The organism is Streptomyces sp. Z26, assembly GCF_003665095.1.
Lineage (GTDB): Bacteria > Actinomycetota > Actinomycetes > Streptomycetales > Streptomycetaceae > Streptomyces > Streptomyces phytohabitans.
Map to the genome: position 1 here is coordinate 4,523,871 of NZ_RCHV01000002.1, position 21,098 is coordinate 4,544,968.

The following is a 21,098-nucleotide window of genomic DNA, read 5'->3' on the forward strand; positions in this document are numbered from 1 at the left end:
GCAGACGAGTAAAGGACAAGCGATCCATGAACGTTCGGCGCACCACGAAGGCCCGCAGGGCATTGACCGCTGCGGCGATCACGACTGGGCTGGTCCTCGCGGTCACCGGTTGCAGCGGGGGAGGGGACGACGGTGATTCGGACTCCGACAAGTCGTCGGAGCAGTCCGAGAAGGACGACGACGGCGGCGGTGACGACGGCTCGGACAGCGCCGACGACAACGAGGTGCTGGCCGAGGTCAAGGGCGGCGACGACCTCACGCTCACGTTCAACTCCGCCAAGCGTGAGGAGGGCGGCTTCGTCACGGTGACGGGGAAGCTCACGAACACCGGAAGCAAGCTGTGGATCTCCCCGAGCTGGTCGGGCGACGAGGAGGAGCTGGCGGCGAAGAACAAGACGTCGATGGCCGGCGCCAAACTGACCGACAAGAGCGGCAAGAAGCGTTACTACATCCTCCGCGACACGGAGGGCCGTTGCCTCTGCACCTCGTTCTCCAAGGGCATCAACGGGGGCGAGACCGAGTCCTGGTACGCGCAGTTCCCGGCCCCGCCCAAGGGCAACGACAAGGTCGACTTCCAGATCGCCGACATGCCGCCCGCCGACATCACCATCTCCGAGGAGTGAGGGCGTCATGAAGCCTTCTCATGCCCGCGCCCTGCGTCTCGCCGCGTGTACGACCACGTCCGCCGTCCTGCTCACCGGTCTGTCCGCGGCCACCGTGCACGCGGAGCCCTCGCCGCCGACCGGGGTCGAGGCACCGAAGCCCACCCTCCCCGGTGACGGCAACCCGACGACCATCCCCACCGGTGGTCCGACGCTCCCCGGGGAGACGGGCGGGCCCGGTCCCGACTACAGCGAGGCGCCCGACAACATCGGGGACGCGAAGCCCGTCACGCAGGTCGACGCGCGGGCTTCCGGGCTGAAGCTGGCGGACGGGGCGGAGCTGGCGGCGAGCAAGGTGCTGGACATCAAGTTCGTCACCGAGGACATCGGCGGTGAGGAGCGGCGCGAGGACAGCAACAACAAGACCAAGTTCACGCTCCAGGCCGAGGTCCTCTTCCCGAAGAACAGCGCGGAGCTGAACGGCGCGGCCCGCTCCCGTATCGCCGACATCGCGGCGGAGGCGGAGAAGCAGCAGGCGACCGAGGTGAACGTGTTCGGGTTCACCGACGACCTCGGCTCGTACGAGAGCGGCAAGACGCTGTCGAAGAAGCGCGCCACGGCCGTGCAGAAGGAGCTGTCCACGGAGTTGGACCCGGACGTGACGTTCAGCGTGCGCGGTTACAGCGAGGACTACCCCATCGCGGACAACGGCACGGAGGAGGGCCGGAAGAAGAACCGCCGGGTCGAGGTCTCCTTCCCCAGCGGCAAGTGACCGTGGACGACTGGCCGTTGGGCGAACGCTTCCCCAGTACGTCCGGGGAGGTGCGCTGGGCGCGGCTCGGGCCGGAGGCGGGCGCGGGGCCCGGTGGGCTGCGGCCGGTCGTCCTGTGCCACGGCACGCCGTTCTCGTCGTACGTGTGGCGGACCGTCGCCCGCGCGCTGGCCCGCGACCGTACGGTCCTCGTCTGGGACATGCCCGGCTACGGCCGGTCCGAGCAGGCCCCCGGCCAGGACGTCTCCCTGGCCGCGCAGGGCCGGGTGCTGGCCGAACTGCTCGCGCACTGGCGTCTCTCCGGTGGTCCGCTCGCCGGTCCGTACGCCGAACCCCTCGTCGTCGCCCACGACTTCGGCGGTGCCACCGCCCTCCGCGCCCATCTGCTGCACGGCGCCCGCTACGCCGCGCTGGCCCTCGTCGACCCGGTCGCGCTGGCGCCGTGGGGCTCGCCGTTCTTCCGGCTGGTGGCGGAACACGCCGCGGTCTTCGAGGAGTTGCCGCCCGCGCTGCACGGCGCTCTCGTACGCGAGTACGTGGCCTCCGCCAGCAGCGCCGGGCTGCCCGCGGCGACCCTCGACCGGCTGGTCGAGCCGTGGCTCGGCGCGCGCGGGCAGGCCGCCTTCTACCGGCAGATCGCGCAGGCCGACCAGCGGCACACCGACGAGGTGCAGGAGCGGTACGGCGAGATCGCGATCCCGGCGCTCGTCTGCTGGGGCGCGGACGACACGTGGATTCCGGCGGCCAAGGGGCGCGAACTCGCCTCCCGCGTCCCGGGCGCCCGGCTGGAGCTGATCGCGGGCGCGGGCCATCTGGTGCAGGAGGACGCGCCCGCCCAACTCACCGCCGTACTGCTGGACTTCGTCCGCGAGCAGGACCGCCGGGACGAGGCCGGGCGCGACTGACGGCTAACCGGCACCGGCCCCGTCCGCCTTCCCCGACTCCTCGGCGTCCGACGCCCCTTGCCCGTAGAGCGCGTGCAACTCCGCGACGGCGCGGGCGAGTTCGGTACGGGCCTCGGACGGCCCCAGCACCCGTACGTCCGTGCCGAACTGGAGCAGTTGGCGAACGGCCCGCAGCACCGGGTACGCCATCTCCACACCGACCCAGCCGCCACCGCCCCCGTCGTCACCACCGCCCCCGTCGCCCCTGCCCCCGCCCTCCTCCGGCAGCACCGCCGCCAGGTCGGACCCCGCGAGCCGCGTGAACATGTCCAGGCGCTCCCGCCGCACCCGCGCCCGTACGCGTACGCCCTCGGGCCGCCGTTCCACCTCCCGGCGCAGCACCTCCCACGCGTCCGCCAGCTCCACCCCGTCCCGGCGCCGCACGGGGGCGTCGGTCACCGTGGCCGCCGCGACGCGGTCCGCGCGGAACAGCCGCGGGCGCCCGCGCCGGTCCGCGACCAGGTACCAGGTGCCCGCCTTCGCGACCAGCCCGTACGGGTCGACCGTGTAGGTGCGCCGTTCGCGTTCCCCGCTGTGCCGGTAGCGGATGCGCAGCCGCCGGTCCGCGAAGACGGCCGTGTGGAGCACGTCCAGGTCGACCGCCGCCCCGTCGGAGCCCGTTCCCCCGGCACCCGCCCCGGTGCCCGTCGCGGCCGAACCCGCCCCGCCCGTACGGGAGTCGGGCCCCCGCCGCCCGTGCGCCAGCCAGCGGTCGGGGTCGACGAGGATGCGGCGGCTGGTCAGCTCGGCGGCGGGCCGGTGCGGTGCCGGGAGCGCCGCCATGACCTTGCGCAGGGCCGAGCCGAGCGCCTTGTCGAGGCCGAGGGCGGAGTGCGCGCTCTGCGCGGCCAGTACGAAGAGGGCGCGCGACTCGTCGGACGTGAGCCCGGTGACGTCCGTACGGAAGCCGGGCAGCAGCGCGATGCCGCCGTACCGCCCGCGTTCGGCGTAGACGGGGACGCCCGCGGCGGAGAGCGACTCGACGTCGCGGTAGATGGTGCGGACGGACACCTCCAGCCGCTCGGCCAGCTCGCCCGCGCGGACGCGGCCGCGGGTCTGGAGGAGCAGCAGGATGGACAGCAGCCGGTCGGATTTCACGTTCTCCAGAGTGCCCGGGATACCTGACGGAAGCTGTCACGTTTGGGCCGCAGAGTCGTCGGCACCGGCACGGACCCGCGGCCGTACGTCCGCACCGGGCCGTACGTCCGCACCGGGCCGTACGCCCGCACCACGCGTACGTCGTCCCGCCCGCGCCGCGCACCACTCCCGTCGAGCAGAGAGACCCCGCCATGACCACACCGGCCACCGACCACCACGCCACGCCCACCGCCATCACCCGGACCACCGCCACCGCCCGGTCCGCCGCGCCGAGCCCCGCCCCCGACCCCCGCCCGTACTACGCGCGCGCCGCCGACACGATGACCGCGCTGATCGCGTCCGTACCCGCCGACGCCTTCGACCGGCCGACCCCCTGCGACGGGTGGGACGTACGCGCGCTCGTCGGCCACGTCCTGGACGGCGCACGCCGGTTCGCGGAGCTGGGGGAGGGCGGCGCCGGTACGCGGATGCGCGCCCCCGCCGTACCGACCGGCCTGCCGGACGACGCCGCCGCCTGGACGGGGGCGTACGCCTCGGCGCGCGCCGGGCTCGCCGCCGTATGGGCGGACGACGCGCTGCTCGACGCGCCGTTCACGCTGCCGTGGGGTGACGTGCCGGGCCGCGTCGCGCTCTCCGGCTGCCTGCTGGACACCGTCACCCACTGCTGGGACCTGGCGCGGGCCCTCGGCGGCGACGCCGTACGGGAGCTGGACCAGGAGCTGGCGGAGTACACGCTGGCGTTCGCGGGGGACGCCGTACCGGCCGAACGCCGCCCCGTCCCCGGCCCGTTCGGGCCGGTGCGGCCCGCGCCGGAGGGCGCGGACGCGTACGGGCGGCTGGCCGCCTGGCTCGGCCGCGACGCGGCCTGAGCCGGCGGTCGCGCGCCCCCGGCGCGGGCCCGCCGCCCGCCCCCGCCCGCCCGACGTGCCGTACCGGGCGCGCCGGGCGCCCGCGTAGGCTCCCGGTGTGCTGACGCTGTGGACGGCCCTGGCCGCCTGGTACGGCGCGGCCGCGGGCCTCCTCCTGCCCCGCGCCGTCTACCGCCTCGCCGTCGACCCCGACGAGCCCTGGCGCGCCCACTGCCCGTACGGGCACCCGCTGGACGGCGTCGCCCGCGGCTGGTGGGGACGGGCGCGCTGCGGGGCGTGCGGCGGCGCGTACGGGCCGGGGGAGCCGCCGTCGGTCGCCGCGTGCGCCCTCGTGTGCGCGCTGCTCGCGGCGACGGTGGGCGTACGCCCGGAGCTGGGCGTGTGGCTGCTGGCCGCCCCGTTCGCCGTGCTGCTCGCCGCCGTCGACCGGGCCGTCAACCGGCTGCCGGACGTCCTCACCCTGCCGCTCGCCGCCGGTACGGCCGCGCTCCTCGGCCTCGCCGCGCTCCACCCGGACGCGGCGGGCAGCTGGCCCCGCGCCCTGCTCGGGGGCGTCGTACTGGCGGGCGTCTACTTCGTGCTGTTCTTCATCAATCCGAGTGGCATGGGATTCGGGGACGTGAAGCTGGCGCTCACCCTCGGTGTCGCCCTCGGCTGGTACGGCTGGGGCGTGCTGCTCGTGGGGGCCTTCCTCGGCTTCCTGCTGCTGGCCGCGTACGGCGCTGTACTGCTGCTTCGCGGTCGCGCGGAGCGTGGCACGGAGGTGCCGTTCGGCCCGTTCATGGTGCTGGGGGCGCTCGCCGGGGTGGTACTCGGGGGGCTCGCGGCGTAGGGGACGGGGCGCGTGTTCGGCGCCGGATGTGTGAACACGCCACGCGGTTGCGCGGATCGGCCACGGTGAGGGGCTATGGTGGAAACCCCCCCCTCGGGCCGGTCCGTATCCCCCCACGGACCGGCCCGCTTTCTGTCCGGGGCCGGTCCGCGGGCGCTTCCCGGTACGGTCCGCGGCGCCCGCGCGGCCCGGGGCGTACGGCGGCGCGGGAGGCGTACGGGGGGCGCGTCACCCACCGGGCCGCGCACCCCGCCCCACCCCCGGCTCCCGCCGGAGCCGCCCGCTGTCACCGCGAACGGCGAACGGCGGACGGCGAACGGCGGACGACGCTCCGCGAGCCGCGCCCGCCCGTCAGCTGTCGCTGCTGCGCGACCAGATGTTCACGCCCGGCTCCGACGTGGCGTACGTGTCGATCTCCGCCAGCTCCGAGTCCGTCAGCGGCGGCGCGCCCAACGCGGCCACGTTCGCCTCCAGTTGGGCGACGCTGCTCGCGCCGATCAGCGCCGACGTCATCCGCCCGTCACGCAGCACCCACGACAGCGCCAGCTGCGCCAGCGACTGCCCGCGCCGCTGCGCGATGTCGTTCAGGCCGTTCAGCCGCCGCCGTACCTCGTCCGTCAGCCACCCCGGGTCGAACGACTTGCCCTGCGACGCCCGCGAGCCCTCCGGGATGCCGCCGAGGTACTTGTCGGTGAGCATCCCCTGCTGAAGCGGCGCGAACGAGATGCAGCCCATGCCCTCCGACTCCAGCGTGTCGAGCAGCCCGTCGTCCTCGGTCCAGCGGTTGATCATCGAGTACGACGGCTGGTGGATCAGCGGCCGCACCCCCATCTCCCGCAGCAGCCGGGCGGCTTCGCGCGTGCGCTCGGAGCTGTACGAGGACACCCCCACGTAGAGCGCCTTCCCCTGCTGCACGGCGGACGCGAGGGCGCCCATCGTCTCCTCCAGCGGGGTGTCCGGGTCGTAGCGGTGGGAGTAGAAGACGTCGACGTAGTCGACGCCCATCCGCTTCAGCGAGGCGTCCAGCGAGGACAGCAGGTACTTGCGGGAGCCCCACTCGCCGTACGGGCCGGGGTGCATGAGGTACCCCGCCTTGGTGGAGAGCACCAGCTCGTCGCGGTACGCGCGGAAGTCCTCGGCGAGGACGCGGCCGAAGTTGGTCTCGGCGGAACCGGCGGGCGGCCCGTAGTTGTTCGCGAGGTCGAAGTGGGTGACACCCAGGTCGAAGGCCCGTCGCAGGATGGCCCGTTGGGACTCGACGGAGCGGTCGTCGCCGAAGTTGTGCCAGAGGCCGAGGGAGACGGCGGGCAGCAGCAGGCCGCTGCGGCCGGTGCGCCGGTACTCCATGGAGTCGTACCGCGTGGCCGCGGCCTGGTGGAGGGGAGTGTCGTCGGTCATGGGACTTTCCTATCAAGCGCGCACGCGTTTCCGTGCTTTTCGAGTCCGTGTGCGACCTTCGGCTTCTTCGGTCACCTCGACCGGCAGTAAGGTTCTGGGGTTCCCGGACTCGGCACGGAGGGGCTGGCCATTCCCATGAAGCTTCGCGACCTGGTGTACAGGCTCTACGCGCGCCGGGTGGAGGACCGTCTCGACCACGAGCGGGTGCCCAAGCACATCGGCGTCATCCTCGACGGGAACCGGCGCTGGGCCCGCGCCTCCGGCGGCACCACGGAGCAGGGCCACCAGGCGGGCGCGGTCAAGATCCGTGAGCTGCTGGGCTGGTGCGCCGAGACGGACGTCGAGGTCGTCACCCTCTGGATGCTGTCCACGGACAACCTGAACCGGGCCGAGGAGGAGGTGCTCCCCCTCGTCGGCATCATCGAGGACACCGTGCGCGATCTCGCCGCCGACGGCCGCTGGCGGGTGCACCACGTCGGCCAGCTCGACCTGCTCCCGGCCGGTACGCAGAAGGTGCTGAAGGAGGCGGAGCAGGACACGCGCGACAACAAGGGCATACTCGTCAACGTCGCCGTCGGCTACGGCGGACGGCAGGAGATCACCGACGCCGTGCGCTCCCTGCTCGCCGACCGCGCCACGCGCGGCGCGAAGCTGGAGGACCTGGCCGAGACGCTGACCGTCGAGGACATCTCCGAGCACCTCTACACGCGCGGCCAGCCCGACCCCGACCTCGTCATCCGGACCAGCGGCGAGCAGCGCCTCTCGGGCTTCATGCTCTGGCAGAGCGCGCACTCCGAGTACTACTTCTGCGAGGTCTTCTGGCCCGCCTTCCGCAAGGTCGACTTCCTCCGGGCGCTGCGTGACTACTCCGCACGCCATCGCCGGTACGGCAACTGACCGTCACTGATCGTTCAGCCCACCGCCGTCATATGCCGTTGCATGGCGGCCCCGGATGAGGGGAATATCCCTCATGGCCGGGCCCGTCCCAGGGCGTCGGCCCCGGGAGGCCCGTTGCACACCACGGACGTCCGCGGCAGCGCCGCGGAGCAGGACGCGGAGGGCCGGAGTCCGGCCCGCTCTGCGCGGTCCGGACCCGGTCACATCCCCCGCGACGCCGTCGCACCCCGACCTCATCCGAGGGGGTACGTCAAACCGTGGTGACCAGCAAGAAGCGCAGTCCGAACGGCCGGCGCACATATGTCATCGACACCAGTGTGCTGCTCGCCGACCCGTCCGCCATGGTCCGATTCGAGGAGCACGAGGTCGTGCTCCCGGTGGTCGTGATCACCGAGCTGGAGGCGAAACGGCACCACCCCGAGCTGGGGTACTTCGCGAGGCAGGCGCTCCGCCGTCTCGACGAGTACCGCGTGCAGTACGGCAGACTCGACGCCCCGGTGCCCATCGGGGACGTCGGCGGGACGCTCCGGGTGGAGCTGAACAACACCGACACGACGGTGCTCCCGGCGGGCTTCCGGCTCGGTGACAACGACACCCGCATCCTGGCCGTGGCCAGGAACCTCCAGGCGGAGGGGTACGACGTCACCGTCGTCTCCAAGGATCTGCCGCTGCGGATCAAGGCGTCGTCGGTCGGGCTGCTCGCGGAGGAGTACCGCGCGGAGCTGGCCGTCACGGAGTCCGGCTGGACGGGCATGGCGGAGCTGACGCTCCCCGGCGACGACGTGGACGAACTCTTCAGCGCGGACAGCGTGTACGTCCCGGAGGCGGCGGAACTCCCCGTCCACACCGGGCTCGTCCTCCAGTCCGAGAAGGGCAAGGCACTGGGCCGGGTCACCGCCGACGGGCGGGTACGGCTGGTCCGCGGCGACCGGGAGGCGTTCGGGCTGAAGGGCCGCAGCGCGGAGCAGCGCATCGCGCTGGACCTGCTGCTCGACCCGGACATCGGCATCATGTCGATGGGCGGCCGGGCGGGTACGGGCAAGAGCGCGCTGGCCCTCTGCGCAGGGCTGGAGGCCGTGCTGGAACGGCGGCAGCACCGGAAGGTGATGGTGTTCCGGCCGCTGTACGCGGTGGGCGGACAGGACCTGGGCTATCTGCCGGGCACCCACGACGAGAAGATGAACCCGTGGGCGCAGGCCGTCTTCGACACGCTGGGGGCGGTCGCCGGGCGTGACGTCATCGAGGAGGTCGTGAGCCGCGGCATGCTGGAGGTGCTGCCGCTGACGCACATCCGCGGGCGTTCGCTGCACGACGCGTTCGTCATCGTGGACGAGGCGCAGTCCCTGGAGCGGAACGTGCTGCTGACGGTGTTGTCCCGGATCGGCCAGGACTCCCGGGTCGTCCTCACGCACGACGTGGCGCAGCGGGACAACCTGCGGGTCGGGCGGTACGACGGGATCGTGGCGGTGGTGGAGCGGCTGAAGGGGCATCAGCTCTTCTCGCACATCACGCTGACCCGCTCCGAACGTTCGCCGATCGCCGCACTGGTGACCGAAATGCTGGAGGAAGGCCGGATTTAGCGAGCCGGACCCGGTCATTCGCGACCGGGGTTCGCGCGGGTGAGCGAAAGAGCTTACTCACGCGGCCCCGGTCGCGCTTGTTTTTCCGGCAAGCGCCAGACCCAAACGCCCTGTGAGCTTTCCCACTCGGCACAGAATTGCCTCAACCCTCGGGCGTCCGGCAGGGTGTGGTTTCTGTCAGGCCCCGCATGCGACTCACGTGTCCCTCTGGGGACGCAGCACCACACAAGTCAACAGCTGTTCGTCGCATGCCGCCCGAAGTACCACGCGGGCCAGCCCGGTTCGGATTCGTCCGGACGGAATGGCTTGCCGGGCCAGCGCCTCCCGTGACCAAGCACGAGGGAGGCCCGGGTCAGGGGCACGATTGCGCCCGCGAGGTCACCCCGCGGGCAGGCTGGAAGGAAACCGTGTGAGCCGGATCTCGGTCCGGGGATTCGCCGTGGCGTCCGCCACCGCGGTCACCACCGTTGGCGCCGTCGTCGGAGTGGCCACGGGCAGTGAGCAGGGCGACTCGACGAACGACGTCGAGGCGACCGCCGCTGACGCGACCGTCCTCGCGGACATCCCCGTGGGTGGCAATACCCAGGTTCAGACAGCTTCCCTGTCGCAGCAGGCGGACTCGCAGTCCATCGCGGCCGACTCGGCGGCGAAGCAGTCCGCGCAGGAGGCCGCCCGCAAGCAGGCGGCCGAGGCCGCGTCCGCCAAGAAGGAGGCCGCCGAGAAGAAGGCGGCCGAGGAGAAGGCGGAGAAGGAGCGGGCCGAGGAGCTGGAGACGGCCAGCCGTTCCGAGGAGCGCGCCGACAGCGGCGACTTCCCGGCGCAGGGCTCGTACTCGATCTCCGAGGTCAAGTCGATGGCCCAGCAGATCGTGGGCTCCGGCCAGTTCCAGTGCTTCTCGAACATCGTGGACCACGAGTCGGGCTGGAACTACCAGGCGAGCAACCCCTCCTCCGGCGCGTACGGCCTCGTGCAGGCCCTGCCCGGCTCCAAGATGTCGTCCGCGGGCGCGGACTGGCAGACGAACCCCGCCACGCAGATCAAGTGGGGTCTCAACTACATGAACGACCGCTACGGAAGCCCCTGCGGAGCCTGGGACTTCTGGCAGGCGAACAACTGGTACTGAGTACCCGCCGAGTCTCACCGGCGGGCCCGCCCGCCGCGTCGCTGCTGCCCCTGGCACCGGAAACGGACCGGGGGCAGCGGTGTGTCGCCGTACGCGAGCCGCCCGGGGCGGGTGTCGTACGGGGGCGCGGGTCGGAAGCAACCTTCCACACCGTAACGTCGTCCCCCACACGGCAACGGGCACGTGGATCCCGGTACGACGGGGGGCGGAGGGCGGCATGACTCGCAGGGTGGACAGGTTCCTGAGCGGCGTTCAGGACGTGGCGGGGAGACTCGCCGAGCGTCGGGCGCGGGCGACGGCGCCCGACGGGGGGAGCGGGGCCGTACGGCACGGCTCCCGGCAGGACGGCGGTGAGCGGGAGGCCGTACCGGAGCCCGCGCACCCCGCGTACGCGTACACCGCGCCGACCCGGCCGGAACCCGCGGCCGTCGTGCCGTGGGGCGTACGGGTCGCGGCCGAGGCCGGGTGGCGGCTGCTCGTACTGGCCGGTGTCATCTGGGTGTTGATGAAGGTGGTCAGCTCCATCGGGCTGCTCATCATGGCCTTCGCCGCGGGTCTGCTCGTCACCGCGCTGCTCCAGCCGACCGTCGCCCGGCTGCGCCGGATCGGGCTGGGGCAGGGGCTGGCCACGGCCGTCACGTTCATCGCGGGGCTGGCCGTGATGGGCCTCATGGGCTGGTTCGTGGTGTGGCAGGTGATGGACAACCTGGAGACGCTGACCGACCGGGTCCAGGAGGGCATCGAGGACCTGCGGACCTGGGCGATCGACGGCCCGTTCCACGTGTCCGAGGAGCAGATCAACGGCATCGCGGAGAACCTCAGCGAGTCCGTCGGCAACAACAGCGAGGAGATCACCACCGCCGGTATCGAGGGCGTGACGGTGATCTTCGAGTTCCTCACCGGGGCGCTGCTCGCCGTGTTCGTCACGCTGTTCCTGCTGTACGACGGGAAGCGCATCTGGGAGTGGACGCTCAACTTCGTCCCCGGCCCCGCGCGCAAGGCCGTCGCCGGCGCCGGGCCGCGCGCCTGGGCCACGCTGACCGGCTACGTGCAGGGCACGGTGATAGTCGCCCTCATCGACGCCGTGTTCATCGGCATCGGCATCTACTTCCTGGACGTGCCGATGGCGGTGCCGCTGGCCGTCTTCATCTTCCTGTTCGCGTTCATCCCGATCGTCGGCGCCGTCATGTCCGGCGCGCTCGCCGTGCTGATCGCGCTCGTCACGAACGGCGTGTTCACCTCGGCGATGGTGCTGCTGGTGGTCCTGGTCGTGCAGCAGATCGAGAGCCACATCCTCCAGCCGTTCATCCTCGGCCGCCTCGTCCGCGTCCACCCGCTGGCCGTCGTCCTCGGCGTCACCGGCGGCAGCCTCATCGCGGGCATCCCCGGCGCGGTCGTGGCCGTACCGCTGGTGGCGGTCACCAACTCGGTGGTCGGCTATCTGCGCGCGTACTCCGACGACCAGACGCCCCCTCAGCCGCACGGGCCGCACGCGCACGGCGCCACGGCCGTCTCCGCGCTGCCGGGCACGGCGGGCGTCGGCGAGATCCCCGTGACCGAGAGCGGCGCGCAGCCCGGCGGCGGCGCCACGGCCACCGCCACGCGCCCGGAGGCGGGCGGCGCGGCGACGCCGGACCTGCCCGGCGGGCCCGAGGGTTCCGGCGGGGGCTCCGACGGCGGCGCCGGCCTGCCCGGCGGCGGAGCCGCCTGAGCCGCCGTCCCGGACCGGTCGCCCGCTCGGTGGCCCACCGCGTGGCCGAGCCCCGGCCCGTACGCCTTCCGCGTACGGTCCGGGGCTCAGTCGTGTCCGCCCCCGTCGCGCGGCGGGCGGCCGCGGCGCGGAGGTGGGGCGGCGTCCCTCGGGAGGCGCCGCGCGTCCTTGAGGGATCTGCGCAGCAGGTAGTCGATCTGCGCGTTGGTGGAGCGGAGTTCGGCGGCGGCCCAGCGCGCCAACGCCTCGTACACCGCCGGGTCGAGCCGCAGCAGCACCTGCTTGCGCTTCTGCTGGCGGCTCATCCGCCGCCCCGGGGACGCTCCTTCGAGGTCCCCGGGCGCGTCCGCCGTCTCCCCGGTGTCCGCGTCGCGGGCCGTGGCGTCCGGCCCGGTGCCGTCCTCGGCGCGGCCGGTCACTGGTAGAGGGACCCGGTGTTCAGTACGGGCTGGGGCGAACGGTCGCCGCAGAGCACCACCAGCAGGTTCCCGACCATGGTGGCCCGGCGCTCCTCGTCCAGGTCCACGAGGCCCTGCTCGGTGATGCGCAGCACCGCGTCCTCCACCATGCCGCACGCGCCGTCGACGATGGTCTTGCGCGCGGCGACGACGGCGCCCGCCTGCTGCCGCTGGAGCATGGCGGAGGCGATCTCGGGCGCGTACGCGAGGTGCGTGAAGCGGGACTCGATGATCTTCACCCCGGCCGCCTGCACGCGCGCGGTCAGTTCGACGGCGAGCTTCTCGGTGATCTCCTCGGCGTTGCCGCGCAGGGAGCTGACGTCCTCGTCGTAGGCGTCGTACGGGTACTCGATCGCGATATGCCGCACCGCCGCCTCGGTCTGGGTGGAGACGAACTCCAGGTAGTCGTCCACGGCGAAGCTGGCCTGCGCGGTGTCGGCGATCTGCCAGACGACGACGGCGGCCAGCTCGATCGGGTTGCCGTACGCGTCGTTGACCTTGAGGACGGCCGTCTCGTGGTTGCGGACCCGGGTGGAGACCTTGGCGCGGGTGGTCAGCGGGTTGACCCAGCGGAGGCCGTCCGTACGGATCGTGCCCGTGTACCGGCCGAAGAGCTGCACGACGCGGGCCTCGCCCGGCGCGACCATGTTCAGCCCGATCATCGCGAACACCGAGCCGAGCAGCAGGAGTACGCCGACGACGATGAGGACGGGGCCGAGCGCGCCGTCCCCGGCGAGGACGCCGCCGAGCACGGTCAGCCCGGAGCCGACCAGTACGCCGACGAGGCCGAACAGCAGGGCGAGGCCGCCGGGGAGGCTGTGCGCGGCGATCTCGCGCACCTCGGGGGAGGGCATGTCCGGCAGGTCCGGCGTCGCGGCCGGAGCGGGCTTCGGGGCCGGGGCCGGGTGGTCCGCGACCGGGGGCGTGGTGTCCGGGGCGGGCTGCGGGTCCACTGGGTGCTGACTGGTCATACGGGCTCCCCGTCGGTGCGGCGATGGTCGCGATGTGCGCGCTCTGCCGTCTAGCAAAGTGATAGCACTTTAACCGAAGCCGGGCGGCCCCGGCCAGTGGCCCGGACCGCCCGTCCCCCGTTCACCCCCGCGCGCCCCCGTCGCGAGGCCCGTCGCCCGGTGCGCCCGCTACTCCGTACGCAGCCCGTCCGGCCGCATCAGGCGCCACAGCACCGGCATGCTGACGAGCGTCACCAGCAGGATCAGCACACCCCCGAGCCCGGTCATGCCGCCCAGGCCCCGCCAGTCGACGGACAGCGGCTGCTCCGTGATCCTCAGCAGCACCACGCCCAGCCCCAGCCCGGTGACGGCGGCCAGCGCCATCCCCAGCAGCACCGGCACGGCCGTCTGCCACAGCACCGACCACGCGAGCGTCGAACGCCGCGTGCCGAACGCGACCAGCACCGACAACAGCCGCTTGCGCTCCCGTAGTTGCTCCAGCGTGGAGACGACCATGCTGGCGCCGATCAGCAGCAGGACGCCCACGGCACCCAGGTACAGCCCCCGCTTGATGCTCGTGAACTCGTCCGACGCCTGCTGCGACTCCAGCTTCGACACGTACATCGTCGGGTCGAACGCGGCGGCCGTGTTCCGTACGTGCTCCGCGGCGTCCGGCACGTCCCGGTCGAGGGTCACGTACGTCTCGGTGGTGCCGTTCGCCAGCCGCTTCTCGGAGAGCGCCCCCGGGGTGGCGAGGACGCGCGGCACGAAGTTGCCCAGCTCGCTCGGGCGCGACCGCACCGTGGGCGCGTCCTCCGGTACGGTCCAGTGGTCCGGGCGGTGCTTGCCGCCCTCGCCGTCGTCGCCCCCGGTGAGGTCCACCACGGACCCGGCGCGCACGGGGTCCGGGCCGATCCGTTTGGCCGGGAGGTCGACGACGAACGTGTCGCCGTTCCGGCAGGAGTCGGTGCGGACGATCCGCGTGATCGCGGTGCATCCGGCGACCGCGATGTTCTCGCCCCCCGCCTCGGCCTGCTTCCCCGTCAGCTCCACGTACCCCGTCGTGACGTCCAGGGTCGAGGCGACGCCCTTGGTCTCGGCCAGCTTCCGCGACAGCTGTGCGGGCGCCCCCAGTTCGTACTGGGTGGAGACCATCAGGTCGGCGCGGTCCGAGCGGCCGGTGTCCTCCGTCTGGTCCTGTTCGACGGACGTGAACAGCATCTGCAACGCGATCGCCCCGGCCACCGCCACCGTGATCCCGCTGACCGCGCGCGCCGCCGTACCGCTGTCCAACTGGAGCCGCCGTACGGCCAGTTGGAACGGCACCGCACCGCCCCGCAGCCGCCGTACGGCCGCCTCCACCAGCCACGGCAGCATCGCCGTGACCCCGACGAGGACGAGCACGATGCCGCCCGCGACCTGGTACGTGGCGGCCGTGGACACGCTGTCGAAGCCGTTCAGCCGGGGCAGGAGCAGCGCCAGACCCACCACCGTGGGGACCAGCCGCCACCAGAGGCGCCGTCGCGGCGGGCTCGACCTCCGTACGACGCCCAGCGGTTCGATGACCACGCCGCGCAGCGCCAGGAGGGACACCGCGACGGCGCAGGCCGGGACGCCGAGCAGGATCAGGGCCAGGAAGCCCGCGCCGGGAGTCACATCGGTCGGGAACGCCGTGAACCGCTGGCTCTCCACCACCCCGATCAGCTGCCGCATCGGCAGGAACACCGCGCCGCCCACCAGCAGTCCGAGCAGCGCGCCGGTCGCCGCCTCGCCCGCGGCCACCCGGTGGGTCATCCGGGTGTCCGCGCCGACCAGCCGCAGCGCCGCCAGCCTGCGGTCGCGGCGCTCGCCGCCGAAGCGCACGGCGGCGGCGATGAACGCGGCCACCGGCAGCAGCAGGACGACGCAGATGACGATCAACAGGATGACCAGCTCGGGCTGGAGCGGTGGCGCCTCGGCGGGCTCCTCGAACCTGTCGACCCGCATCGCCGAGGTGAAGGGGCCGTCGTCGAGGTTCTCGTCGCCCGCGTAGAACAGCAGCTCCGTCGGGCCGGTCAGGCCCTCGTCCGCGATGGTGCCGGTGATCCGGTACGGCAGCCGCTCCCGGAGCAGCTCACCCTCGTCCGACTCCAGCAGCTTCCTCAGCGCGGGGGACGCGGCCATCTCGCCGTTCGCCGGGAGCGCGTCCAGGCCCGGCGGTACGGGCGGATGCGCGCCCTCCGGTCTGACGACCTGGCCGTCGACGCCGTCCCCGCGGAACTGGGTGCTGACGTCCGCGAAGAGCGCCGACCGGTCCGACTTGGGCACCATCTCGTCGATGCCCATCGTGTTCCGCGCGTCGCTCCGCGCCTCGCGCGCGGCCATCATGTGCGGCACGGACGCCGCCAGCAGCAGCACGGCGACGCCGAGGCCGACACCGAGCGCCGTGAGCGCCGTACGGGTCCAGCCCTCGCGCCCGCCGCCGACCGCGAACCGCGCGCCCATCGCCAGGTCCGCCAGCCACCCGCCGCCGGAGCCGCGTGAGCCGCGCGAGCCGCGCGAGCCGCGAGAACCACCGGAGCCGCCGCCGCCGTGCCCGCCGCCGTCGCCGCCGCGGGACCCGTCGGCGCCGTCGGGCGGCGCCGCCCCCGTACGCACCCGTGGGGGTGTCCTCGTGCCCGTCATCCGACGCCCGCCATGTCCCGTGCCTTGCCGTCCCGTACGACGACCTCGCGGTCGGAGTACGCCGCCACCCGCGACTCGTGGGTGACCAGGACGACGGCCGCGCGGGTGTCCCGGGCGGCGTCCGTGAGCAGCTCCATCACGCGCTCGCCGTTGAGCGAGTCGAGCGCGCCGGTGGGCTCGTCCGCGAAGATCACCCCGGGGTTGCCGACGAGGGCGCGCGCGATGGCCACGCGCTGGCCCTGGCCGCCGGAGACCTGGCCGGGCCGGTGGTCGTGGACGTCGTCGACCTCCAGCCGCTCCAGCCACTCGCGGGCGCGGGCGTTGGCCTCCTTGCGGTGCACGCCGACGAGACGCAGCGGCAGCGCCACGTTCTCCGTACAGGTCAGCTCCGGCACCAACTGCCCGAACTGGAACACGAAGCCGAACTCCGAGCGGCGCAGCGCGCTCCTCCCGGCGTCGGCCATCGCGGACAGGTCGCGGTCCTTGTAACGCACGGTCCCCGAGTCCGGCGGCACGATCCCGGCGAGGCAGTGCAGCAGGGTGGACTTGCCGGAGCCCGACGGGCCCATGACGGCGACGACCTCCCCGGCGTGGATCTGGAAGTCGGCCCCGGCCAGGGCGGGCGTGCTGCCGTACGTCTTGTGCAGGTCGTGCGCGCTGAGGAGCGCGCCCGTCGCGGTGGGCGTGGTCATCGCCGCACCTCCTTCGCGAGCTTGTCGAGGCGCGCGGCGGTCAGTTCGAGCCAGCGCAGGTCGGCCTCAAGGTGGAAGAGCGCGTGGTCGCAGATCAGTTGGTCCGCGAGGTCTCCGTCCTTCTTTCGGCGGGTGAGGTCGCGCATCAGCCGCAGGTGCTCCGCGCGCTGGGTGTCCAGGAGTTCGGCGGCGTCACGCTCCGTGAGCAGCGCGAGGACGACCTTCGTGTAGAGGACGCTCTGGAGGTACGGCTCCGGCTTCTCCGGGCGCGCCAGCCACTCGGCGACGTCGGTGACACCGGCGTCGGTGATGGCGTACCGCTTGCGCTCTGGACCACCGCCCGCCTCGACGCCGTCGACCTCGATGAGGCCGTTCTTCAGCAGGCGCGACATCGTCGAGTAGACCTGCCCGTAGTGCAGGGGGCGGTCGTGGCCGAAGCGCTCGTCGAAGGCGCGCTTGAGGTCGTACCCGTGGCGGGGGCCGGACTCCAGGAGACCGAGCAGGGTGTGGCTGATGGACATGCCGGGGACTCTACACCACGTGTATACACCTTGCGTATACATCGGGTGCAGAGTTCTGTGTACGCCCATGGTGAGCCGCTGAGCTGCGATGATGCCGCTCCGGCCGGTTCCCGGCGGCCTACGGGGCACGTACGACCGCCGCGCGGACCGCCGTACGACCGCCGCACGTCCACCCCCTCGGATGTGGCACCGTGGAGCCGACCACAGGGAGGCGGCATGGCACTGGACGACCTCGTCGCGGCACTGCCGGACTACGCCGGGGACCTCGGCGCGAACCTGCGCTCCGTCATCGGACGCTCCCCGCTGCCCCGGCCACGCCTCTGGGGAACGGTGCTCGCCTGCGCCGTCGCCGTACGCTCCCCACCCGTGCTGCGCGCCCTCGGACCGCAGGCGCGCGAGGAGTTGACGCCCGCGGAGTACACGGCGGCGAAGGCCGCCGCCTCGGCCATGGCGATGACCAACGTCTTCCACCGCGGCCGCCACCTGCTCTCCGACCCCGCGTACGTCACTCTCCGTGCGGGCCTGCGGACGAACGTCCTCGGCCACCCCGGGGTCGACCGGATCGACCACGAGACCTGGGCGCTCGCCGTCTCCGCGGTCCACGGCTGCGGCGCCTGCCTCGACGCGCACGAGCGCGCCCTGCGCCGGGCGGGCGTCGAACGGGAGGCGGTCCAGGAGGCGTTCCGGATCGCGGCGGTCATCCAGGCCGCGGGCACCACGCTGGACGCGGAGGCGGTGCTCGGCGACTGACGCGCGCGCCGGTGGCCCGCGAGCCGCCCCGGGCACGCCGAGGGGCGGTCACCGGTGCCCCGGTGCCGCCCCGTCCGCTGTCCGAAGAACCGCTACGGCAGCGGGAGTTCGAACCAGACCACCTTGCCCGTCGACAGCCGCGTCGCCCCCCAGCGCCGGGCGATCCGGTTGACGAGGTACAGGCCGCGCCCGCCCTCGTCCGTCGCGCGCGCCTGCCGCAGCCGCGGCAGCTGCGGCACGTCGTCGCCGACCTCGCAGCGGAGCATGTCCGTACGCAGCAGGCGCAGCGTGATGGGGCGCTCCGCGTACCGGACGGCGTTCGTCACGACCTCGCTGACCAGCAGCTCGACCGAGTCCGACAGCTCCTCCAGGTCCCAGCGCGCCAGCGCGCGCCGGGCCAGCCGCCGGGCCTGGCCCGCGGTCTGGGCGCGCGGGTCCAGATACCAGTACGCGACGTCGCTCGGGGTTATCCCGTCGAAGCGGGCGGCCAGCAGCGCGATGTCGTCGTCCCGGTCGCCGGGCCCGAGGATGTCCAGCACCTCGTCGCACAGCGGCTCCAGCGGCGGCGCCGTGCCCGGCCGGGTCAGCCGGGCCGTGTCGGCCAGCTTCTGGCGCAGGAAGTCGATGCCGGTCCACACGTCGCGTACGCGCGACTCGACCAGCCCGTCCGTGTACAGCAGCAGCGTCGCGCCCTCCGGCGCGTCCAGCTCCACCGCCTCGAAGTCGACGCCACCGACCCCGATCGGCGCGCCCGCCGGTATCCGCAGCACCTCGGCGCGCCCGTCCCGGTGCAGCATGACGGGCGGCGGATGCCCCGCGTTCGCCACCAGCAGGCGGTGCGCGACCGGGTCGTAGACCGCGTACAGGCAGGTGGCCATCCGGTCGCTGCCCAGCCGCTGGGCCTGGTCGTCGAGGTGGTGCAGCACCTCCTGCGGCGGCAGGTCCAGCCCGGCGAGCGTCTGCGCGGTCGTACGCAGCTGGCCCATGATCGCGGCCGACGTCATCGAGTGGCCCATCACGTCGCCCACGACCAGCGCGACCCGGCTGCCGGGCAGCGGGATCGCGTCGTACCAGTCGCCGCCGACGCGCGCGGTCTCGGCCGCGGGCAGGTAGCGGCTGGCGAGCGTGCAGCCGGTGGGCTGCGGCAGGGCGTCCGGGAGCATCGTGCGCTGCAACTCGTCAGCGATGTACGCCTCGCGCCCGTACAGCACCGCCTTGTCCACGCCCAGCGCCGTGTGCGTCGCCAGCTGGGCCGCGACGAGCAGGTCGTCCGGCTCGAACGCGGGCCGCTCCGGGCGGCGCAGGAACACCGCCGCGCCGATCACCCGGCGCCGCCCGCGCAGCGGGGCGAGGACGGCGCGGTGGCCGTCCGGCAGCTCGCAGTCCGGGCCGAGCAGTTCGGGCAGGGCGGAGCTGGCGGAGTCCGAGTCGGCGAAGACGGGACGTACGCCGCGCAGCACCTCGGCCAGCGGGCCGCCCGGCTGCACGTTGGTGTGCTCGGCGGCGCCCGACGTCGCCGCGTCCGGCTGCCCGAAGAGGAGCGGCAGCCCGCTGTCGGGGTGCTGCGCCTCCGGGATGCGGTCGCTGCGCCGCAGCCGCAGCACGAACGGGCTGGACGGGCGCTCGTCACCGACGGGCAGCGGGTCGCGCAGGTACACCAGGATGGCGTCCGAGTACGCGGGCACGCTGGCCCGGCACAGCCCGAGGACCGTCTCGTCGAGGTCCACGCCGCGCGCGATGCGCCGTGTGGCCGCGCCGACGAAGCGCAGCCGGTCGCCGCCGCGCCGCTCCCGCTCGGCGGTCTCGCCGTCCTCCGCGCTCAGGGGCGCGGCCGGTGCGGGTGCGGGAGTGGTCGCCGCGTCGCCGGGACCGCCCGTCGCCGGGCCGCCCGCCTGCTCCGCCGCGGCGGTCGCCTCCGGCGCCACCGTGCCCGTCGTACGCCGCCGGGCCGCGCCGCGTGCCGCGTTCCGGTCGAGGTCCGCCGCGTCCTCCGGTCGGCGTCTGCTGGTCGCCGCCGCGGCCGAACGGTCGCCCGCCGCGCTCTGCGCCCGCGCCGCCGTCGGGCGCTTCGCGCCCGCGCGCTTGCGCGCCGACTTGGCGCCGGTCGTCTTGCCGCCGCCCGTGGCGCGCTCCGCACCACCGCCGCTCGTCCCACTCGTACCCGCCGCGTCACCCACGTCGCTCACGCTACCCGCGTCACCGGCGGTACCGGACCCCCTTCGACGCCCGTCGCCGCGCACCGGCGCGGCCGCCTGCTCGCGGGGGTCGGGGACGGCGGCGTGCGCCGTCTCGTCCTCGTACGGCGCGGACTCGTACGGCGCGGGCCGGTCCGCCGTGCCACCGGCCGGTGGTGCGGCGCCGTCCGCGGGCGTGGCCGCGGCAGGACCGGCGGGCGGCCCTGTCGGCGGGTCCGGCGGCTCGGCTCTGCTCGCCGCGGGGGTTTCGTGCTCCGTCACGCGTTGGGTTTCCATCCGTCCGGGGCTTGCGCGCCAGGCGCGCGCCCTGAGCTTTCTGCTCGCGGGGCGGCGGGCCTAGGCACGCCGTCGGCAATGCAGGAAGAGCTGGATCTCGGGGGGTACTTCCGTGCTGGCCGGGGCGAAGGCGTACGCGTCCTCCCCGACGAGTTCGAACCCGGTGTCGCGCACGATCCGGCGCAGATCCTCTCTGAGGTAGCCGGATACCCGGATCGTGTTACCCAGGAACGGTATCGAGAAATCGTTCACATCCGCTTCCACCATCCCCAGGGCCATCAGCCCGCCCTCGCGCAACTGCCCGTGCAGCATGCGCAGGGCGTACGGGATCTCCTCACGCGGCAGCATCAGCACCGAGAAGAAGGCGGTGACACCGTCGAACGGGCCCAGCGCCTGCCGCTCCGTGTCGGCGATGTCCACCCGGTGGAACTCCGCGCCGGGCACGTTCTCCCGCGCCAGCTTGAGCATCCCGGGCGACAGGTCCGTGCCGACCACCTCGTGTCCCGCCTCGACGAGCTGCCGCGCGGTGGGCAGCCCCGTACCGCAGCCGAGGTCGAGCACGCGGGAGCCGGGCGGCAGCTCGGCCGCCAGCCAGGCACCCGCCGCGAGCTGGCCCTCCTTGTGCGGGAACGCCTCGTCGTAGCGGTCGCCGATCAGGTCGAACGCCTCGGCCTGGCCGCTGCGGTCCATCTCCGACCGGTTGAAGCCCGCGTAGGCCCCCTGGCCGTCGGTGCTGCTCATGTGAGGGCTCCTCTCCGGCCTGGTG

19 protein-coding genes are annotated in these 21,098 nt (G+C 73.5%); 10 read left to right on the plus strand and 9 right to left on the minus strand.

Annotated features, from left to right (window positions below):
- Nucleotides 1-26 precede the first annotated feature (26 nt).
- Genes D7M15_RS19740 through D7M15_RS19750 form a run of 3 tightly spaced genes read left to right on the plus strand, consistent with a single transcriptional unit; the run spans nucleotide 27 to nucleotide 2,279 of the window.
- Complete coding sequence (locus D7M15_RS19740; protein WP_121518731.1) at nucleotides 27-623, plus strand: hypothetical protein; 597 nt, start codon at nucleotides 27-29, stop codon at nucleotides 621-623.
- 7 nt (nucleotides 624-630) lie between these two features.
- Nucleotides 631-1,374 carry an OmpA family protein gene (locus tag D7M15_RS19745; RefSeq protein ID WP_121518732.1) on the plus strand — a complete coding sequence of 248 codons (744 nt, stop codon included), beginning with the start codon at nucleotides 631-633 and terminating at the stop codon, nucleotides 1,372-1,374.
- 2 nt (nucleotides 1,375-1,376) lie between these two features.
- Nucleotides 1,377-2,279 (plus strand): alpha/beta hydrolase, encoded by a 903-nt coding sequence (locus D7M15_RS19750; protein WP_121521062.1) that lies wholly within the window; start codon nucleotides 1,377-1,379, stop codon nucleotides 2,277-2,279.
- Nucleotides 2,280-2,282: 3 nt separating this feature from the next.
- Here D7M15_RS19750 and D7M15_RS19755 read toward each other — a convergent pair whose 3' ends face one another.
- The gene (locus D7M15_RS19755; protein ID WP_121518733.1) at nucleotides 2,283-3,416 is read right to left on the minus strand and encodes a WYL domain-containing protein; all 1,134 of its coding nucleotides are present in this window, start codon (nucleotides 3,414-3,416) and stop codon (nucleotides 2,283-2,285) included.
- Between the two features lie 191 nt (nucleotides 3,417-3,607).
- Here D7M15_RS19755 and D7M15_RS19760 point away from each other — a divergent pair, with 191 nt between their 5' ends.
- Together D7M15_RS19760 and D7M15_RS19765 are read left to right on the plus strand one after the other, a co-directional pair.
- Nucleotides 3,608-4,285, plus strand: coding sequence for a TIGR03086 family metal-binding protein (locus tag D7M15_RS19760; protein WP_121518734.1), 678 nt, complete (start codon nucleotides 3,608-3,610; stop codon nucleotides 4,283-4,285).
- Between the two features lie 97 nt (nucleotides 4,286-4,382).
- Nucleotides 4,383-5,117 carry an A24 family peptidase gene (locus D7M15_RS19765; RefSeq protein ID WP_121518735.1) on the plus strand — a complete coding sequence of 245 codons (735 nt, stop codon included), beginning with the start codon at nucleotides 4,383-4,385 and terminating at the stop codon, nucleotides 5,115-5,117.
- 351 nt (nucleotides 5,118-5,468) lie between these two features.
- On the opposite strand, the gene mgrA is transcribed toward D7M15_RS19765, so the two are convergent.
- The gene (mgrA, locus tag D7M15_RS19770; RefSeq protein ID WP_121518736.1) at nucleotides 5,469-6,515 is read right to left on the minus strand and encodes an L-glyceraldehyde 3-phosphate reductase; all 1,047 of its coding nucleotides are present in this window, start codon (nucleotides 6,513-6,515) and stop codon (nucleotides 5,469-5,471) included.
- Between the two features lie 135 nt (nucleotides 6,516-6,650).
- Between mgrA and D7M15_RS19775 the strand changes: the two genes are divergently transcribed.
- The 4 genes from D7M15_RS19775 (at nucleotide 6,651) to D7M15_RS19790 (ending at nucleotide 11,826) form a co-directional block, all read left to right on the plus strand.
- Entirely contained in the window at nucleotides 6,651-7,412 is a 762-nt protein-coding gene (locus tag D7M15_RS19775; protein ID WP_121518737.1) for an isoprenyl transferase, read from the plus strand.
- A gap of 257 nt (nucleotides 7,413-7,669) precedes the next feature.
- Nucleotides 7,670-8,992, plus strand: coding sequence for a PhoH family protein (locus D7M15_RS19780; protein WP_121518738.1), 1,323 nt, complete (start codon nucleotides 7,670-7,672; stop codon nucleotides 8,990-8,992).
- Nucleotides 8,993-9,401: 409 nt separating this feature from the next.
- Entirely contained in the window at nucleotides 9,402-10,115 is a 714-nt protein-coding gene (locus D7M15_RS19785) for a transglycosylase SLT domain-containing protein (RefSeq protein WP_240649384.1), read from the plus strand.
- A 217-nt stretch (nucleotides 10,116-10,332) separates the two neighbouring features.
- On the plus strand, nucleotides 10,333-11,826 hold the full coding sequence (locus tag D7M15_RS19790; RefSeq protein WP_121518740.1) for an AI-2E family transporter: 1,494 nt from the start codon (nucleotides 10,333-10,335) through the stop codon (nucleotides 11,824-11,826).
- 86 nt (nucleotides 11,827-11,912) lie between these two features.
- Here the strand turns inward: D7M15_RS19790 and D7M15_RS19795 are convergent, their stop codons facing one another.
- The 5 genes from D7M15_RS19795 to D7M15_RS19815 form a co-directional block, all read right to left on the minus strand.
- Complete coding sequence (locus D7M15_RS19795) at nucleotides 11,913-12,131, minus strand: hypothetical protein (RefSeq protein ID WP_121521064.1); 219 nt, start codon at nucleotides 12,129-12,131, stop codon at nucleotides 11,913-11,915.
- Nucleotides 12,132-12,241: 110 nt separating this feature from the next.
- The gene (locus tag D7M15_RS19800) at nucleotides 12,242-13,138 is read right to left on the minus strand and encodes an SPFH domain-containing protein (protein ID WP_240649695.1); all 897 of its coding nucleotides are present in this window, start codon (nucleotides 13,136-13,138) and stop codon (nucleotides 12,242-12,244) included.
- 285 nt (nucleotides 13,139-13,423) lie between these two features.
- The gene (locus tag D7M15_RS19805; RefSeq protein WP_240649385.1) at nucleotides 13,424-15,898 is read right to left on the minus strand and encodes an FtsX-like permease family protein; all 2,475 of its coding nucleotides are present in this window, start codon (nucleotides 15,896-15,898) and stop codon (nucleotides 13,424-13,426) included.
- Nucleotides 15,895-16,590: an ABC transporter ATP-binding protein gene (locus D7M15_RS19810; protein ID WP_121518742.1), complete on the minus strand. Its 696-nt coding sequence runs from the start codon at nucleotides 16,588-16,590 to the stop codon at nucleotides 15,895-15,897. The genes D7M15_RS19805 and D7M15_RS19810 overlap by 4 nt, the downstream gene beginning before the upstream one ends.
- Nucleotides 16,587-17,111, minus strand: a complete 525-nt coding sequence (locus tag D7M15_RS19815; RefSeq protein ID WP_121518743.1) for a PadR family transcriptional regulator — start codon at nucleotides 17,109-17,111, stop codon at nucleotides 16,587-16,589. The genes D7M15_RS19810 and D7M15_RS19815 overlap by 4 nt, the downstream gene beginning before the upstream one ends.
- A gap of 216 nt (nucleotides 17,112-17,327) precedes the next feature.
- On the opposite strand from D7M15_RS19815, the gene D7M15_RS19820 reads away from it, so the two are divergent.
- Nucleotides 17,328-17,861 carry a carboxymuconolactone decarboxylase family protein gene (locus tag D7M15_RS19820; RefSeq protein ID WP_121518744.1) on the plus strand — a complete coding sequence of 178 codons (534 nt, stop codon included), beginning with the start codon at nucleotides 17,328-17,330 and terminating at the stop codon, nucleotides 17,859-17,861.
- A 92-nt stretch (nucleotides 17,862-17,953) separates the two neighbouring features.
- Here D7M15_RS19820 and D7M15_RS19825 read toward each other — a convergent pair whose 3' ends face one another.
- Nucleotides 17,954-20,332: a SpoIIE family protein phosphatase gene (locus D7M15_RS19825; protein ID WP_240649386.1), complete on the minus strand. Its 2,379-nt coding sequence runs from the start codon at nucleotides 20,330-20,332 to the stop codon at nucleotides 17,954-17,956.
- 60 nt (nucleotides 20,333-20,392) lie between these two features.
- Complete coding sequence (locus tag D7M15_RS19830) at nucleotides 20,393-21,073, minus strand: class I SAM-dependent methyltransferase (protein ID WP_121518745.1); 681 nt, start codon at nucleotides 21,071-21,073, stop codon at nucleotides 20,393-20,395.
- Nucleotides 21,074-21,098: the final 25 nt, after the last annotated feature.

Excerpts from the sequence above, each read along its gene's own strand:
- D7M15_RS19740 (WP_121518731.1), top strand. The coding sequence starts at position 27 with ATGAACGTTCGGCGCACCACGAAGGCCCGCAGGGCATTGACCGCTGCG.
- D7M15_RS19745 (WP_121518732.1), top strand. The coding sequence starts at position 631 with ATGAAGCCTTCTCATGCCCGCGCCCTGCGTCTCGCCGCGTGTACGACC.
- D7M15_RS19760 (WP_121518734.1), top strand. The coding sequence starts at position 3,608 with ATGACCACACCGGCCACCGACCACCACGCCACGCCCACCGCCATCACC.
- mgrA (WP_121518736.1), bottom strand. The coding sequence starts at position 6,515 with ATGACCGACGACACTCCCCTCCACCAGGCCGCGGCCACGCGGTACGAC.
- D7M15_RS19775 (WP_121518737.1), top strand. The coding sequence starts at position 6,651 with ATGAAGCTTCGCGACCTGGTGTACAGGCTCTACGCGCGCCGGGTGGAG.
- D7M15_RS19790 (WP_121518740.1), top strand. The coding sequence starts at position 10,333 with ATGACTCGCAGGGTGGACAGGTTCCTGAGCGGCGTTCAGGACGTGGCG.
- D7M15_RS19795 (WP_121521064.1), bottom strand. The coding sequence starts at position 12,131 with ATGAGCCGCCAGCAGAAGCGCAAGCAGGTGCTGCTGCGGCTCGACCCG.
- D7M15_RS19800 (WP_240649695.1), bottom strand. The coding sequence starts at position 13,138 with ATGCCCTCCCCCGAGGTGCGCGAGATCGCCGCGCACAGCCTCCCCGGC.
- D7M15_RS19805 (WP_240649385.1), bottom strand. The coding sequence starts at position 15,898 with ATGACGGGCACGAGGACACCCCCACGGGTGCGTACGGGGGCGGCGCCG.
- D7M15_RS19810 (WP_121518742.1), bottom strand. The coding sequence starts at position 16,590 with ATGACCACGCCCACCGCGACGGGCGCGCTCCTCAGCGCGCACGACCTG.
- D7M15_RS19815 (WP_121518743.1), bottom strand. The coding sequence starts at position 17,111 with ATGTCCATCAGCCACACCCTGCTCGGTCTCCTGGAGTCCGGCCCCCGC.
- D7M15_RS19820 (WP_121518744.1), top strand. The coding sequence starts at position 17,328 with ATGGCACTGGACGACCTCGTCGCGGCACTGCCGGACTACGCCGGGGAC.
- D7M15_RS19825 (WP_240649386.1), bottom strand. The coding sequence starts at position 20,332 with ATGGAAACCCAACGCGTGACGGAGCACGAAACCCCCGCGGCGAGCAGA.
- D7M15_RS19830 (WP_121518745.1), bottom strand. The coding sequence starts at position 21,073 with ATGAGCAGCACCGACGGCCAGGGGGCCTACGCGGGCTTCAACCGGTCG.